Annotated in this window: 15 protein-coding genes; 4 read left to right on the top strand and 11 right to left on the bottom strand. The window is 31.3% G+C overall.

Annotated elements, in window-relative coordinates; all coding sequences use genetic code 11:
• Positions 1 to 4: 4 nt before the first annotated feature.
• The 9 genes from F754_RS0102010 to iolD form a co-directional block, all read right to left on the bottom strand.
• Positions 5 to 763 carry an SDR family oxidoreductase gene (locus F754_RS0102010; protein ID WP_023648249.1) on the bottom strand — a complete coding sequence of 253 codons (759 nt, stop codon included), beginning with the start codon at positions 761 to 763 and terminating at the stop codon, positions 5 to 7.
• Between the two features lie 21 nt (positions 764 to 784).
• Positions 785 to 1,696 (bottom strand): ribokinase, encoded by a 912-nt coding sequence (rbsK, locus tag F754_RS0102005; protein ID WP_023648248.1) that lies wholly within the window; start codon positions 1,694 to 1,696, stop codon positions 785 to 787.
• Complete coding sequence (locus F754_RS0102000; RefSeq protein ID WP_023648247.1) at positions 1,693 to 2,166, bottom strand: fucose-binding protein; 474 nt, start codon at positions 2,164 to 2,166, stop codon at positions 1,693 to 1,695. Before F754_RS0102000 ends, rbsK begins: the two co-directional genes overlap by 4 nt.
• A 73-nt stretch (positions 2,167 to 2,239) precedes the next feature.
• Entirely contained in the window at positions 2,240 to 3,172 is a 933-nt protein-coding gene (locus F754_RS0101995) for a sugar ABC transporter substrate-binding protein (protein WP_023648246.1), read from the bottom strand.
• A gap of 165 nt (positions 3,173 to 3,337) precedes the next feature.
• On the bottom strand, positions 3,338 to 4,354 hold the full coding sequence (locus tag F754_RS0101990) for an ABC transporter permease (protein ID WP_023648245.1): 1,017 nt from the start codon (positions 4,352 to 4,354) through the stop codon (positions 3,338 to 3,340).
• Between the two features lie 2 nt (positions 4,355 to 4,356).
• The gene (locus F754_RS0101985) at positions 4,357 to 5,106 is read right to left on the bottom strand and encodes an ATP-binding cassette domain-containing protein (RefSeq protein WP_023648244.1); all 750 of its coding nucleotides are present in this window, start codon (positions 5,104 to 5,106) and stop codon (positions 4,357 to 4,359) included.
• A 21-nt stretch (positions 5,107 to 5,127) separates the two neighbouring features.
• A complete protein-coding gene (locus tag F754_RS0101980) occupies positions 5,128 to 6,150 on the bottom strand; it encodes a 2-hydroxyacid dehydrogenase (protein ID WP_023648243.1) in 1,023 nt (340 codons plus the stop codon).
• Between the two features lie 16 nt (positions 6,151 to 6,166).
• Complete coding sequence (locus F754_RS0101975) at positions 6,167 to 7,324, bottom strand: Gfo/Idh/MocA family oxidoreductase (protein WP_023648242.1); 1,158 nt, start codon at positions 7,322 to 7,324, stop codon at positions 6,167 to 6,169.
• A gap of 6 nt (positions 7,325 to 7,330) precedes the next feature.
• Positions 7,331 to 9,175, bottom strand: coding sequence for a 3D-(3,5/4)-trihydroxycyclohexane-1,2-dione acylhydrolase (decyclizing) (gene iolD, locus F754_RS0101970; protein WP_023648241.1), 1,845 nt, complete (start codon positions 9,173 to 9,175; stop codon positions 7,331 to 7,333).
• Between the two features lie 92 nt (positions 9,176 to 9,267).
• On the opposite strand from iolD, the gene F754_RS0101965 reads away from it, so the two are divergent.
• Both F754_RS0101965 and F754_RS0101960 read left to right on the top strand, forming a co-directional pair.
• Positions 9,268 to 10,710 (top strand): NAD-dependent succinate-semialdehyde dehydrogenase, encoded by a 1,443-nt coding sequence (locus tag F754_RS0101965; RefSeq protein ID WP_023648240.1) that lies wholly within the window; start codon positions 9,268 to 9,270, stop codon positions 10,708 to 10,710.
• Positions 10,711 to 10,712: 2 nt separating this feature from the next.
• Entirely contained in the window at positions 10,713 to 11,504 is a 792-nt protein-coding gene (locus tag F754_RS0101960; protein WP_023648239.1) for a 2,4-dihydroxyhept-2-ene-1,7-dioic acid aldolase, read from the top strand.
• A gap of 12 nt (positions 11,505 to 11,516) precedes the next feature.
• Here the strand turns inward: F754_RS0101960 and F754_RS0101955 are convergent, their stop codons facing one another.
• Positions 11,517 to 11,930, bottom strand: a complete 414-nt coding sequence (locus F754_RS0101955) for a MarR family transcriptional regulator (RefSeq protein WP_023648238.1) — start codon at positions 11,928 to 11,930, stop codon at positions 11,517 to 11,519.
• A 36-nt stretch (positions 11,931 to 11,966) separates the two neighbouring features.
• Positions 11,967 to 12,935: a DUF1907 domain-containing protein gene (locus F754_RS0101950; protein ID WP_023648237.1), complete on the bottom strand. Its 969-nt coding sequence runs from the start codon at positions 12,933 to 12,935 to the stop codon at positions 11,967 to 11,969.
• An 85-nt stretch (positions 12,936 to 13,020) separates the two neighbouring features.
• Between F754_RS0101950 and F754_RS0101945 the strand changes: the two genes are divergently transcribed.
• Together F754_RS0101945 and F754_RS0101940 are read left to right on the top strand one after the other, a co-directional pair.
• The gene (locus F754_RS0101945) at positions 13,021 to 13,965 is read left to right on the top strand and encodes a 2-dehydropantoate 2-reductase (protein ID WP_023648236.1); all 945 of its coding nucleotides are present in this window, start codon (positions 13,021 to 13,023) and stop codon (positions 13,963 to 13,965) included.
• On the top strand, positions 13,966 to 14,835 hold the full coding sequence (locus tag F754_RS0101940) for a 2OG-Fe(II) oxygenase (RefSeq protein ID WP_023648235.1): 870 nt from the start codon (positions 13,966 to 13,968) through the stop codon (positions 14,833 to 14,835).
• Positions 14,836 to 14,837 lie beyond the last annotated feature (2 nt).

Raw genomic sequence — 14,837 nt, 5'->3', positions numbered from 1 at the left:
AATCTTAAGTTAATCCACCATCAACAATAAAGTTTTGTTTGGTGCACCCAGTTGAAACATCTGATGCTAAATATAAAACCATACTCGCAACATCTTCTGACAAAAGTTGTTTTTTAATTGATTGTTTTTCTAAAATTTCTTTTTTAAATTTTGCGTTAAGCCATAATTTAGATTGTCTTTCAGTTGCTATGGAGCCTGGCGCTATTGAATTAATTCTTATATTATGTTTACCTAAATCTTTTGCTAAAGACCTAGTTAATCCATGTATTGCAGCTTTTGCTGTGCTATAAGCTGGAAACATTACCGCTCCTCTTACCCAACTTACGGAACCAAGATTAATTATAGAGCCACCTTTATTGTTGATCATACTTTTTTTTACAGCTTGAATAGAAAATAAATAGTGTTTTAAATTAACTGCCATTCTATCATCCCAATATTTTTCTGTAATCTGTTCTAAACTATGTCTTTGATCATTTGATGCGTTATTGATCAAAATATCAATTGGGCCTTGTTTGGTAATTTTTTGGATTGATAATTTTAATTTTTTAATATTTTTAACATCGCATTTTACAAACTTTGGTATTTTGAATTTTTTTCTTTTAATCTTGTTTATAGTTTTTTGTGCTGCTTTTGTATCAACATCAATAAAATAAACTTCAACACTTTGTTCACAAAGATGTTCAACTATTGAGGATCCTATTCCTGAAGCTCCACCTGAAATTAGAGCACGTTTATTCTTTAAATCGAAATACTGAGCTTTCATTAATATATATTAATCATTAAGTTAATATTCTTCCACTTTCTTCAATAAAGGCATTGAAACAGCTGCACCTAATCTAGTAGTTGATATGCCGGCTACTTTATTTGCAAATAAAATTGCATCTTTGTAGGTAAAATCTTTTGCTAGAGCAACAGCTAAAGCTCCGTTAAAAGCGTCGCCTGCTCCAGTTGTGTCCACAACTTCATTCTTTAATTCAAAAGCATTAATTAAATATTCCTCATTTTCATTAGCAAAATAAGAACCTTTTTCTCCTAGTGTAATTATAATATTTTTTACACCCATATTTAAAAAATCAGCTGCTGCATTTTTAATATCTTGCTCTGTATCAATTTTTTTATTTAAATAAAATTCTGCCTCAGTTTCATTAGGTGTAAAAAAATCTAACAACTTAAAATCATCTTTATTTATTTTTCTAGCAGGAGCTGGGTTTAAAATTGTAAGACAGTCATTTTCCTTAGCTTTTTTTATAGCGTAAATAGTTGTAGAATCTGGAGTTTCCATTTGTGTTAAAAATATTTTTGATTTTTTTATTAATTCTAAATTTTTATCAATATCTTCATTTTTTAAATGAGCAGCAGCTCCAGAAAAAACATTAATAGCATTATTACCATTTTCATCAATCATTATTCCCGCAACACCTGTTGAAAGAATGGGATCTTGAATTATATAATCTACATTAACTCCTGCTTCTTTATATAGTGAGAAAGCCATATCAGCATGACTATCTTTACCAACTTTAGTTATAAAATTAACTTCACCATTTAATCTTGCTGCAGCAATTGCTTGGTTAGAACCTTTTCCACCTGGTCCAACTATATAATTGTTCCCTAAAATTGTTTCTCCCTTTGCAGGTATTTTATTCCCAAAAAAACATATGTCCGCAACAAATACTCCAAAAATACAAATTAGGTTCATTGCTTATCAAGAACCCAAACACTGCCATCTGCCTTTATTACGCCCTTTGTCAAAATAAAACATCCAAATGGTCTTGCATCTGTTGTTGTAACGATAGCATAAGATTTTTTAGCTTCTTCATAAAAAGATTGTCTTTCAATAGAGCCTACTTCCCAATTATCTCCAGAAACATCTTTAATTGCTTTAATAAATTCTTTGTGAGTATCAGTTAGTTCATTTGGATTGTCGTCAACTTCCATTCTATTTGCTGCTGTACCACCTTGAGAGACAATAAAACTATCAAGTGGGAACACAGAAAGAATTGCTCTTGTAGCTTCATTAATATTTACCCCATCTAATCTCACTACATTTTTATTCATTGAATGTGCTGGAAAATTTGCATCTGCCAAAACAAGTTTATCACCATGTCCCATGGATCTTAAAAGAAATAAAAGATCTGGACTTAATATGGGGTCAATTTTAATAAGCATATAATTATTATATTACATAAAAAAAAAGGGTGGAATAAAAATTCCACCCTTTAATTTTAATATTTTCTAAAGATTATTTAAAATCGTTAGCGTTTTCTTTAGTTACTAATTGAGTTCCAGTATCGATATTTGCATCAATTTTTTCACCCTTCGCTAAAGCAAGTGCATATTTAACACCATAAGCACCCATGTTATAAGAGAACTGAGCAATAGTTGCTGTTAACTTACCAGCTAAAATACTAGTAGCTGCATCTGGAGTAGCATCAAACCCAACTACTACCACATCATTCATTCCAGCATCTTCAAGAGCTTGAATAGCACCTAGTGCCATATTGTCGTTTGATCCAAAGATAGCTTTAATGTTTGGATTTTTAACAAGAATAGATTCTGTAACTGATCTTGCTTTTGCAGTATCCCATTCAGCTGTTTGTGTAGCTACAATATTTAAACCACAACCTTTCAATCCTTTAATTGCACCATCTCTTCTAAGAAGAGCTGTTGATTGAGACTCCATTCCTGTCAAAATTGCAACATCAGAACCTTTTGGAGTTTTATCACAAATAAAATTAGCAGCTAGCTCAGCTCCATTTTTATTATTTGTTCCAATGAAAGTTACTCCTTCATTAATTCCTTGTGTATCTACAAACACTACAGGAACTCCACTCTTAATAGCGTCATCAACAATTGGTGCAAAAGCATTTGGATCTGCTGGTGCTAGAGCCATTGCATCAACTCCTTTTGCCAACTGATCTTCTACTTGGTTAATTTGTGATTGAACATCACCTTCTTGGGGTGGTGCTATAAGCACTAATTTAACACCTAATTTTTTTGCTTCCTCTTTAGCTCCTTTTTCTACTGAAGCCCAAAAAGCATTTCCTGATCCAGGACCTTTAATACTAAATAAGATAGTTTTAGCATGACCATCTGCAAACGAACTAGTTGCTGTAATACTTAATACTAAAAATAACGATGTAAAAAATACACCAATTTTTTTAATTATATTCATATGTTTTCTTCCTCTTATTGTTTTTAAAAAAAATATTGAATATTATTTAATAAAGAAACACAACCATTAAAAGAATCACACTTTAGACCTAAAAAATTTAATTTATAATATTTTTAAAAAGTAAAAAAATAACAAAAACAACTTGAAGGAGAATAAATAATTTTACTATTTTCTTGTTCCAAGATCTTTTCTTAAAACATCAATATAAACTGCAAGAACAATAATTGTTCCTATTAATACCTGTTGCCAAAAAGAGCTAACATCCATTAAGTTTAGACCATTTCTTAATAATCCCATTATCATAACACCAGCGAAAACTCCGAGTACAGTCCCTCTGCCTCCAAAGAAACTTGCTCCACCGATAATACATGCTGCAATAGCATCTAATTCTGCATTAAGTCCTGCATTAGGGTAACCTGAGTCAGTTCTTCCTGCTAAAATTAAAGCCCCAAAGCCAGCTAATAATCCACACAAAGAATATACAATTACTAAAATCTTATTAACATTTATTCCTGCAGCTCTAGCAGCATTTGGATTGCCACCAATAGCATAAATCCATTTTCCAGTTCTGGTATGATTTAAAAATACCCACATTAGAAAAAATACAACAGCAATTAAAATTACACTGACTGGTAAATATTGAGATTTTTCTAACCCTAACCACGTAAGATCAATTCTTCCATTACCTAATAATCTTACCTCTTCAGTAAAGCCGCTAATAGGAACACCCCCTGATATAAGATTACCAGTGCCTCTAAATATATAAAGAGTACCTAAAGTCATTATAAATGGATGAGGCATGCGGAGTACCGTAATTCCAAACCCATTCACCATTCCACATAGGGCACCTGTAAAAATAGGGATTAAAATTACAACATACCAGGCTGCTCCAGCTTTAGAGGTTATTGCGAGAACCATCAAAGATAACATCATTATCGAACCAACCGATAAATCTATTCCAGCAGTGACGATTACAATAAATACTCCTAAAGCAAGCATAGATTGCCATGAAATTTGCTTAAATACATTGGTTATATTTCTCCAGGAAAGAAAAACTTCGGGCTGCATGATGTGAAGTGCAATGATCATTATTAATAGTAATATTAAAATTCCATACTTATCAAAATAAGGAATTGCTTTTAAAAATAAGCTATCTTTTTTAACTTCTTTTTTATTATCCATTTTTATTTTTTTCCCATGATCCAGCCAATAACTTCATCTCTTGAAGTTTTTGATAATTCTGACTCTGCAAAATTTGTTCCTTGAAAAAGAGCTGTTACTCGATCACAAACTGCAAAAATATCATCCATTCTATGACTTATAATAATTACACTAACACCTATTTTCTTTAGACCATTTATAAGATCTAAAACTTTTCCAACTTCTTTTATTGCTAAAGCAGCTGTAGGTTCGTCCATAATTACTAATTTAGAATTGAATGCGGTAGCTCTAGCAATAGCTATGGCTTGTCTTTGACCACCTGATAATTCTTCAACTTTTTGATCAGCACTTTTTACATGTATCTTTAATTTCTCTAAGTGAGCTTCTGACATTTCTTTAATTTTTTTATAATCAAGCATCTTAAAAAAACCTAAGTTTTTAGTTGGTTCACGCCCTAAGAAAATATTTTCTCCAATAGGTAGATTTCCAGCTAAAGCTAAATCTTGATAAACCATTTCTAAGCCTAAGTTTTGAGAGTCTCTTGGGCTTTCTAATACTTCTTTGTTACCATTAAAATAAAGCTCTCCTTTACTAGGCTTATAAAGACCAGAAAGTACTTTCATCAATGTTGTTTTTCCAGCACCATTATCTCCTACCACCCCTAAACATTCACCTTCTCTAACGCTTAAATTAACATTTTCTAATGCTGTGATAGTTCCAAAATATTTACTAATGTTCTTAGCCTCTAAAATAATTTTGTTTGAAGAAAACATCTTTGCAACTTAAAAAAAAAATTAATTAATTGCAACTGGTTTTGATGCTAACAACCCTACAGTTTTAGGTTGAGCAGCTTTACAAAATTTTGGTTGTAAATTTTTTGCAATTAAATTCATATCCTTTAAAACGATATTTCCCATGTTGAAGAAAGCTGACTCCAAAGCTCCAGCTCTATGAGCGGAAAATAAAATATTTTTAACTTTTCTAATTGGATCCTTTTTTGATACAGGTTCCTCAGGAAATACATCGGTAGCAGCAAATATATCTCCTTTTTTTAAACGCTTAATTAAGTCTTTGAAATTCACAACCGCAGCTCTACTCATTAAAATAAACAAAGAATTCGACTTCATTTTATTTAATAATTTTTTATCAATAAGGTTTTTATTTTTTGTAGTTACAGCAGCCAAAACATAGATAATTTCACATTTTTTAAACATTTCATTTAAACTCATTGAGTTAAATCCTAACTGTTTTATTTTTTTTTGAGGTATCCATGGGTCATATACATTAATGTCTTTAGTAAATGGTAATAATAGTGGATATAAAGATTTAGCTAAATCTCCAAAACCTAATAATCCAACTTTCTTTTCAGACAATAAAGAAGTTTGAAGATTGCTTTCTAACCCATACTTTTCTTGTCCTTTAATAAAATCTGAATGTGCGTTATGAATGTTTCTTAGCAAAGACAACGTCATTCCTAGTGCAATTTCTGCTACAGGTTTTGAAAATACGGGAGATGTTGCCAAGACATGAATGTCATTTCTAAAACAATAATCATAATCCATATTATCCATGAAATTACTTTCAACATTAATTATAGCTTTTAGTTTCTTTGCTTTAGTTAAGAGCTTTTTATCTAAATTTGGCTGACCCATTATAAATGTAGCTTTATGAATATTATCTTCATAAAATTTTTTTTTGTTATCTTTTGGAGCAATTATCATTTTGTACTTAGATTTTAATTCTTTAAGTTTTTTTTTTGTAAATATAAGATCAAGTGTTCTTGGGTATGGATCGCTTATAACAATTAATTTTGGCATAAATTATTATTTAAAGTTACTTTATTATTTTTCTTATTTCCTTCAAAGAAAATGGTTGGGGCTTTTTACAAGTAGTTTTGATTGTTTGAGAAATTCCAGAAGTGCAGGCTTTCATGATTGATTGAATTATATCCAATACATGTAAAGATAACTCTCCATTACATTTATTAATTTTTTTATTTTCTATCGAATAAGCCATCTCTGCTAAACCTACTCCGCGGTAGTTTGCATTAGTTGGTGACTCGTTTGCCCTTGAACTTTGTGATCTAATATTAATTTTACCTAACGGCATTTTATTAGTTTTATATTCGCTCCACAGATCACCTAAATTTTTACATAAATATACTGAGCCCCCAAACATATTTGGGTCTGGAACTATCATCGACCCTTTGTCACCATATAATTCTATGTGGTTTCTCTGGTGAGCTATGACATCAAAAGATAGAGTTAGTCTGATAATTGTTCCACTCTCAAACGTAATAGTTGACAAATAAGTTGTAGGACATTCAACTTTAAAGGTTTTGTTTTTTCTTGGACCTATTCCAATAGTTCTTCTCTTTACTCCATTAACAACACTTCCAATAACTTTTTTTGCTGGCCCTAATAAATTAACTAAAGCTGTTAAATAATATGGACCCATATCAATAACTGGACCACCTTCTTTTTTAGCAAACCACGGTTCAGGATTTGGATGGTAAGATTGAACTCCTGGGAAGGCAAAAATTGCATTCCCTAAATTAATTTTGCCTATAATCTTTTTATCAACTAACTCTTTTGATTTTTGAATACCACCTCCCAAAAAAGTATCTGGAGCGTTTCCAATATAAAGTTTTTTCTTTTTTGCAATTCTTAAAAGATCTTTTCCATCCTTAAAATTAATTGCTAGCGGTTTTTCAGAATAAACGTGTTTACCATTAACCAATGCCTGCTTTGCAACTTTATAGTGAGCTTTTGGAATAGTTAGATTAAGAACAATTTCAATTTCTTTATCTTTTAAAAGTTCATTTACAGTTAATGCTTGAATTTTATAGGTTTTTGCACATCTAACTGCATTACCATGATTTATATCTGCACATTTAATAATTTTGATATTGTTAAAATATTTTTCAGCTCTGAAATAAGTCTCTGAGATATGACCGCAGCCAATGAGACCAACTTTAAATATTTTATTCATAAAGAGTTACACGCCTTGTCTTTGTTTACTCTTTCCTTCTTTATAAAGTTTTATAGCTTCTTTGTTTTCTTTAGTTGTTGGAATCTCTAATGTGGGACTATCCCAAAACGAAGAACCTTCTAACCACTGATAAGCATGTGTCTTAATTGAAATTACATATGTAACATCAGATTTTTTTGCTCTTTTAAATGCTTCTCCAAGTTCAGATATAGAATTTACATGTTCTGATTTAGCTCCCATACTTTCTGCATGTTTTGCAAAATCAATACCTACAAGGCCTGGTGTTTTTGAGCTTTTAAGTAAATTATTAAATTCTTTTCCACCTTTAAATAATTGAAGTCTATTAATCACTGCAAAACCACCATTGTCACAAACAATTATTATAAGTTTATTCTTTGTGATTACTGAAGAATAAATATCAGAATTATTCAATAAGTATGAACCATCTCCAATAAATGAAATTACTTCTTTGTCTGGGTTGGCCATTTTAATTCCAAGGGCACCTGAAATTTCATAGCTCATACAGCTAAAACCCCATTCTGTTTCGTGTGTATTTAATTCTCTTGGTCTCCAAACTTGAATAACTTCTCCTACAAGTCCACCGGCAGCTGTGACTGCAATATCTGAAGGGTCAGAATTTTTATAGATGGAACCAACAACTTGAACATAGCTAGGTACCTCCTGATTTGTTGGGGCACTTTCTTTGTCTACATGTTCATTCCAAGATTTAAGTTCAGCTTGAGATTTTTTATTCCATTCCTCATTTGCTTTCCACTCACCTAAAGCTTGAGATAATTCATCTAATGAAACTTTTGCATCACCTATTACAGCTTGTGCTAAATGTTTGTTGGCATCAAATCTTGAAACATTAATCGAAACAAGTTTAAAGTTTTCATTTTCAAAATTTGCCCATGAACCAGTAGTAAAGTCTCCTAGTTTAGTTCCAACTGCAATTGCAAGATCAGTTTGTTTAGCTAATGAATTAGTATTTTTTCCACCTAGCCCACCTATTTGTCCAGCATAGTGTGAATGATCCCTCTTCATTGTAGAATATCCCATTACAGTTTGAGTAACTGGAATATTATGCTTAATTGCAAAATTACTTAATTCTTCCATAGCATCAGAATAAAAAACACCACCACCAGAAATAATTATTGGATTTTTTGATGATTTAATTTTTTCTGCAGCTTCTTTAATTTGAAATTCATCTGGTCTAGGTCTTCTTATTGCGTGAATTTTTTCTTTGAAAAAGTCTTCTGGATAATCAAATGTTTGTCCTTGAATATCTTGGCTTAAAGATATGCAAGCCGGTCCACAATCTGCAGGATCAAGCATAGTTTGAATAGCAGCTGGAAATGATTGTATGATTTGTTCTGGTCTTGTAATTCTATCAAAGTATCTGGTTACAGGTTTAAAGGCATCATTTGCTGTAATTCCAGGATTATTAAAGTGTTCAACTTGTTGTAAAACTGGATCTGGCATTCTATTTGCGTAAGTATCGCCCGGTAAAAATAAAATTGGCAATCTATTGCTCATTGCAACGGCTGCTGCTGTAACCATGTTTGTAGCTCCAGGACCAACAGATGATGTTGCCACGAAAATTTGCTGCCTTCTCTTTGCTCTTGCATAACCAATACCTGTAAGAGCCATGTTCTGTTCGTGGTGCCCTCTATAAGTTGGAAGCTCTTTTTGATTTTCTTCAAGAGCTTGACCTAAACACGCTACATTGCCATGACCAAAAATTCCAAATACACCTGGAAATAAAGGTTCTTTTTTACCGTTAATTAATATTTTTTGAGCAATTAAATATTTTACAATCGCATGAGCACAGGTGAGAGTAATTTTTTTCATAAATATGTTTATCTTTTAATATGTATAGTGTTTATATATAAATATATTTATAAATTAAAAAACCTAATTAAGTAAACTTAAAAATAAAATTTATGTACGAAAAGTTTGGACAATTCATTGATGGTAAATGGCAACAAGCTGAAAAAAAAGAAACTTACGATGTAATCAATCCTGCAACAGAAGAAGTGATTGGAAAAGCATCAAAAGCATCCTCTATAGAAGTGCAAAAAGCATTAAAGTCTGCTGAAAAAGGTTTAGAGATTTGGAAAAACACAGCACCTTGGCAAAGATCTTATGTTCTTAGAAAAATTGCTGACTTAATGAGAGAAAAAAAAGAAGTTTTAGCAAAATGGATGACGCTTGAAGTTGGAAAACCTCTTGCTGAAGCTGTTGGAGAAGTCGGTGGTGGAGCTGACATTTTTGAATGGAACGCTGAAGAAACAAAAAGAATATATGGTCAAACTCAACAAAGTAGATTTCCAGATACTAGAGTACATGTTTACTATCAGCCAGTAGGTGTTGTTGCTGCTTTAGTTCCATGGAATTTTCCAATAGTATTAGCATCAAGAAAAATTTCTACTGCTTTAGCTGCTGGTTGCTCTGTTATTTGTAAGCCAGATACAATTACTCCTGGTGCAGTAATGGAATTAGTTAACATATGTAAAGAAGCAGGAGTGCCAGATGGAGTGGTAAACCTTCTATCAGGAGATCCAGCTGAAATATCAAATGAATTAATGGAATCTGATGTTATTAAAAAAGTTTCTATTACTGGTTCAACAAGAGTTGGAAAAATAATTTTAAAAAAAGCTGCTGAAAAAGTTCAAAGAGTTACAATGGAACTAAGTGGTCACTCTCCCTTTATTGTGTGTGAGGATGTAGATATGAATAAAGTTGCTGATATAGCTATAACAGGTAAATTTAGAAATAACGGACAAGTTTGTATTTCACCTAACAGATTTTACATCCAAGAGAATAGAAAAGACGAATTTGTTAGTGCTTTTATTGAAAGAGCAAAAAAATTAAAAATTGGAAATGGAATGGATGAAGGTATTGAGTTGGGCCCTTTAAGTACTGCTAAGAGATTAGAAGAAATAGAAAAATTAGTAGAGACAACAAAAAGTGAGGGTGCAAAGGTATTAATGGGTGGAAAAAGACCTTCTGGTTTTAATAAAGGTTACTATTATGAACCAACTGTATTTGATGATGTAAAAGATAATTTCACTATTATGAAAGAAGAACCTTTTGGTCCACTTGTGCCTATTTTAACATTTAAAACTTTCGATGAAGTTATTGAAAGAGCAAACGATAATGACCTTGGTTTATGTAGTTATTTATATACAAATTCAATGGATCAAGCTCATATAGGATCTGAAAAATTAGAATCTGGATGTGTTGCAGTTAATACTGGAGTAGTTGCACTTGCTGAAGCACCATTTGGTGGGATTAAACAAACAGGTTATGGACGTGAAGGTGGTTCGGGTGCAATCAAAGATTATCTAAATGTGAAATACACTCATATGGGTCTAAAAATATAATAATGAGAAAAAATAAAGTTAAAGAAATGATGAAAGCTGGGAAACCAGTTATCAATGGTTGGTTACAAATCCCAAGCACTGTATCAGCTGAAGTAATGGCTCATCAAGGATGGGACTCACTTACAATTGATATGCAACATGGTTTAGTTGATTACACCAATGCTTTACCAATGCTACAGACTATATCAACAACTGATGTTACTCCACTTGCAAGAGTAAATTGGAATGAACCAGGGCAAATAATGAAAATTCTTGATGCTGGATGTTATGGTATCATCTGTCCGATGGTTAGCAATAAAGAAGAGGCAGAAAGATTTGTTCAAGCATGCATGTACCCTCCCCATGGTTATAGAAGTTTTGGTCCGGTTAGAGGTTTAATTTATGGTGGTTCGGATTATGCAAAACATGCAAATGATGAAATGCTTAAATTAGCAATGATAGAGACGAAAGAGTCTTTAGGTAAGCTTGATGAAATTATGTCAACACCCGGTGTTGATGGTATTTATATTGGTCCAGCAGACCTAAGTTTAGCTATTGGTGAAGAACCAGGTTTTGATAGACCAGAAAGCACAAAAGCTTATTCAGAAATTTTAAGAATTTTAGAACATGCTAAAAAAAATAATATATTTGCAGGTATTCATAACGGAACACCTGAGTATGCACAAAAAATGATTGATATGGGCTTTAATTTTGTAACAATTGGTGCTGATCAAAGAGCATTAAGTGCCGGATCTAAGGCTGTAGTTGATAAAATGAAAGGTTTTTCTAAAAAAGAAGAATCTAAAGCTTATTAATTAAAATATTTATTATATCCCTTTATAAAGAATATCTCTTCTATCGATAAACCCTTCAAAAGTTTTTATTGTAATTACAGATGGTAAAATAAAGATAGATCTTTTGTCTTTTTCATTTCTTATAATTCTAAAAAATCCTTTTTTAATAGCAGTATCGATATAAACATTTGAGGTTAAGTAAGATTTTTCAATAACTTTTAATAATTCATTTTTAGTAATTGATTTATTTTTATAATAAGCAAGCATTACCATATGCAACATTATCCAATGTTGGGGTGTTAATGAGAACCAATTAAGCAATTCATTTTCCAATCTTCCCTCGAAGTCACCTAGTGACACTTCAGCTAATTTAATTCTTTTTTGAGTAATTTTTGGGATCTTTTTTTGTTCCTCAAAATGTTTAGGATACTTAAATTGTCTCTTCATCTGACAAATGTTATCTTAAAGAAAGTTAAATTAATATTATTTTTTATTACTTAATTCTTTATATATATTGTTAACTCTGTGCACTTCTTCTGCAGTATTAAAATACCCTTCATACTCAATTTCTTCTGGAGTTACATCAAAGTGATAGTGGCCAGCAATATTTTCTTTTGTATAAGAATGAAAATGAGTGTGTTCGCCAGACTCTCTTAAATTAAGATCTCCTCCTGTTGGGTCACCCGTCCAAAGTATGCTGTAACCTTGTAATTCTGGTCCTACAGGTTCATAAAATTGTAAAAAATCTTTTACACACTTCATTTGTTTTGGATCGTAGTATTCGTGTTTAATATCAGCATAATCAGGCTGAACATGTGATTTAATTTTTCCTTTTAACATTCTAAAAACACCTGCTAATGCAAGATGATCGTTGCCCTCAATTTTTAAGTTGTCTGACAAAGCTTCTCTCATTGCTTGAGGTAAAGAGCCCTGTTCACCAGATCTTCCTTTTATTTTAATTTTGATAACTTTTCCTCTTGCCCCATCAGTATAAAAAACATTGCCTAAGCCACCGTGTTTTCTAGCTGTATATTTTTCAGCAATACATTCTTTGTTAGAACCAACTCGAGCAATAATTGATTTTGACTCAGAAGTAATTAAATTTTCATTAATTACCAATTCACCACAATGACCTTCTAAACAAGACATAGCACCTGAGCCGGCACCTAAAGCATAACTTTTTTCTGATCCAATCATTTTAGAAATTTCTTCATAATCAAATTCAGCACCAATAAATTTAGGATCGTGCATGTAAGGTTCTCCACCAACATCTATAATTTTTTGATTACCACTTATTCCTTCAGAAGGACATCCCCAATCTCTCAAATTTGGACAGTCAACTATAGATATCTCGACAGATTTGTAATTATTAGATAATCCAACTTGCAAAGCTTCAGAGATTTTATCTAATGAATATTCTTTAAATTTTGATTTTTCTATTTTTAATTGCATTATTAATTAAGCTATAATTTATTTTGCAAGATGTCTATAGATAATATATATAATATCTATACATAAATTAATTTTAAAAGGGATAATGATAAATAAAGATTTAAAAGTTGCAGTTTTAGGTGCTGGTGCAATGGGCTGTTTGTTTGGAGGTTTGTTAGCTGAAAAAGGGCTAAATGTAATTCTAATAGATGTTTGGAAAGAGCATGTAGAAGCAATAAATAAAAACGGTCTTAAAATGGATGGTCATGGCGGAGATAGATTTATAAAAGTTAAAGCAACAACTGATCCATCAACTGTAGGTATTGTTGATGCAGTAATAGTAATGTGCAAAGCAACTGTTCTGGAACCAGCTCTCAACAGTATTAAAAATATCATTGGTGAAAAAACTGTTTTTATGTCTTTTCAAAATGGTTTTGGACATGAGGCTATAATGCAAAAAATTGTTGGAGTTGAAAAAGTTTTAGGTGGAACAACAACTCAAGCATCAAATATATTGGGACCTGGACATATAATGAACCACGCAGCTTTACCATCTTGGATAGGAGAATACGAGGGCGGTATGAGTGAAAGAGTTAAAGAGATAGCTGATACTTTCACGGCATATAATTTAGAGACAATTGCGGCAGATGATGTAAAGAAAAGAAAATGGATGAAACTTTTTGCATTAACTGCAATTGGGCCCCTATCAGCAATTTTTGATCTACATCACACAGATTTATATATTAATAATAGTGCAAATGATGTTTCAAGATCTCTTGGCAAAGAAATCATATTAGAGACAAGACAAGTAGCTTTAGCAGATGGTGTTGAGGTATCTGAGGATGAGTGTCTATTTATGTTTAATAAAATTGTAGACTCTAACCAAACAAATAAATCATCTATGGCTTTTGATGTTCAATATAAAAGAAAAACTGAAATTGACTTTATAAGCGGTGTGGTTTCAAGTCTTGGAAAAAAACATGGAATAAAAACTCCTTTAAACGATTTAATGTACAAAATGATCAAAGTTAAGGAGGGAATGTATAGCTAAATGCTAAAAATTGAGAAATTAAAAAAAATAAAAAGTAATTTTCCAGTTTTAGTAGGTAGCAACGTTATTCCAAGAAGTATTTGTAAAACATTAATTAAAGAAATCAATAATTCGAAATCTTTTGATGACATGATCATGGGTGGGAGAAGTCGAATAAACAAAGGGTCTAAAAATTTTAATAATTATATTAAAAAATCAAAAACCTCAGAAAAACTCTTTAAAATTTTCAATGGTAAATCTTTCTATAAAAAAATTGAAAGTATATTTAAAAAAAATTTCAAAGATGGCTCTTGGGAAAACTCAAATCTTCCAAAAATTTTTAATCAAAAAAAGTTTACTATTAAAAAAAAATTAAACTCGAGTGAACTTCAAAAAATGCTTGGGAATAATTACTCAAACCCAAAAGTAAATTTAGATATTGATTTTTCTGTTTCAAAGGGTGGATACAGATTAAGACCCCATCGAGATGACATTACAAGATTATATAATTTTTTAATTTACTTAACAGATATTCCAAAAAAGAATGGTGGATCACTTACTATTTATAAAAAAAAGGCAAAAAAGAATCTAAGAAAAAGCTTCAGGAGATTTCCTAAAATTAGTGAACTTGAAATTGTGAAGGAGTTTACACCTAAGCAAGGAACAGCTGTTTTTTTTCAATCAACTCCTAACTCTTATCATGGCGTAAAAAGATTTATTGAAAAAAAATGTTCTAAAAGGTTTTTTATTTATGGAAGTTACGCTTTAAATAAGCCAGTAATTTGGAAATTTAATAATATTCCTTATTATCCTCACATAATTAAAAATAAAAAAAAAATGCTTACATCTTTTCATGATGCAAATTATCTTACCATACCAACTACGAATTAATA

The sequence above is a fragment of the Candidatus Pelagibacter ubique HTCC8051 genome, assembly GCF_000472605.1.
Classification (GTDB): domain Bacteria; phylum Pseudomonadota; class Alphaproteobacteria; order Pelagibacterales; family Pelagibacteraceae; genus Pelagibacter; species Pelagibacter communis_B.
This window is presented reverse-complemented; position numbering and strand designations above follow the sequence as displayed.

Bases quoted from the DNA above. Each gene is read 5' to 3' on its own strand.
- F754_RS0102010 (WP_023648249.1), bottom strand. From the start codon at position 763: ATGAAAGCTCAGTATTTCGATTTAAAGAATAAACGTGCTCTAATTTCA.
- F754_RS0101960 (WP_023648239.1), top strand. From the start codon at position 10,713: ATGAGAAAAAATAAAGTTAAAGAAATGATGAAAGCTGGGAAACCAGTT.
- F754_RS0101975 (WP_023648242.1), bottom strand. From the start codon at position 7,324: ATGAATAAAATATTTAAAGTTGGTCTCATTGGCTGCGGTCATATCTCA.
- F754_RS0101950 (WP_023648237.1), bottom strand. From the start codon at position 12,935: ATGCAATTAAAAATAGAAAAATCAAAATTTAAAGAATATTCATTAGAT.
- F754_RS0101955 (WP_023648238.1), bottom strand. From the start codon at position 11,930: ATGAAGAGACAATTTAAGTATCCTAAACATTTTGAGGAACAAAAAAAG.
- F754_RS0101945 (WP_023648236.1), top strand. From the start codon at position 13,021: ATGATAAATAAAGATTTAAAAGTTGCAGTTTTAGGTGCTGGTGCAATG.
- F754_RS0101965 (WP_023648240.1), top strand. From the start codon at position 9,268: ATGTACGAAAAGTTTGGACAATTCATTGATGGTAAATGGCAACAAGCT.
- F754_RS0101980 (WP_023648243.1), bottom strand. From the start codon at position 6,150: ATGCCAAAATTAATTGTTATAAGCGATCCATACCCAAGAACACTTGAT.
- F754_RS0101990 (WP_023648245.1), bottom strand. From the start codon at position 4,354: ATGGATAATAAAAAAGAAGTTAAAAAAGATAGCTTATTTTTAAAAGCA.
- F754_RS0101940 (WP_023648235.1), top strand. From the start codon at position 13,966: ATGCTAAAAATTGAGAAATTAAAAAAAATAAAAAGTAATTTTCCAGTT.
- F754_RS0101985 (WP_023648244.1), bottom strand. From the start codon at position 5,106: ATGTTTTCTTCAAACAAAATTATTTTAGAGGCTAAGAACATTAGTAAA.
- rbsK (WP_023648248.1), bottom strand. From the start codon at position 1,696: ATGAACCTAATTTGTATTTTTGGAGTATTTGTTGCGGACATATGTTTT.
- iolD (WP_023648241.1), bottom strand. From the start codon at position 9,175: ATGAAAAAAATTACTCTCACCTGTGCTCATGCGATTGTAAAATATTTA.
- F754_RS0101995 (WP_023648246.1), bottom strand. From the start codon at position 3,172: ATGAATATAATTAAAAAAATTGGTGTATTTTTTACATCGTTATTTTTA.
- F754_RS0102000 (WP_023648247.1), bottom strand. From the start codon at position 2,166: ATGCTTATTAAAATTGACCCCATATTAAGTCCAGATCTTTTATTTCTT.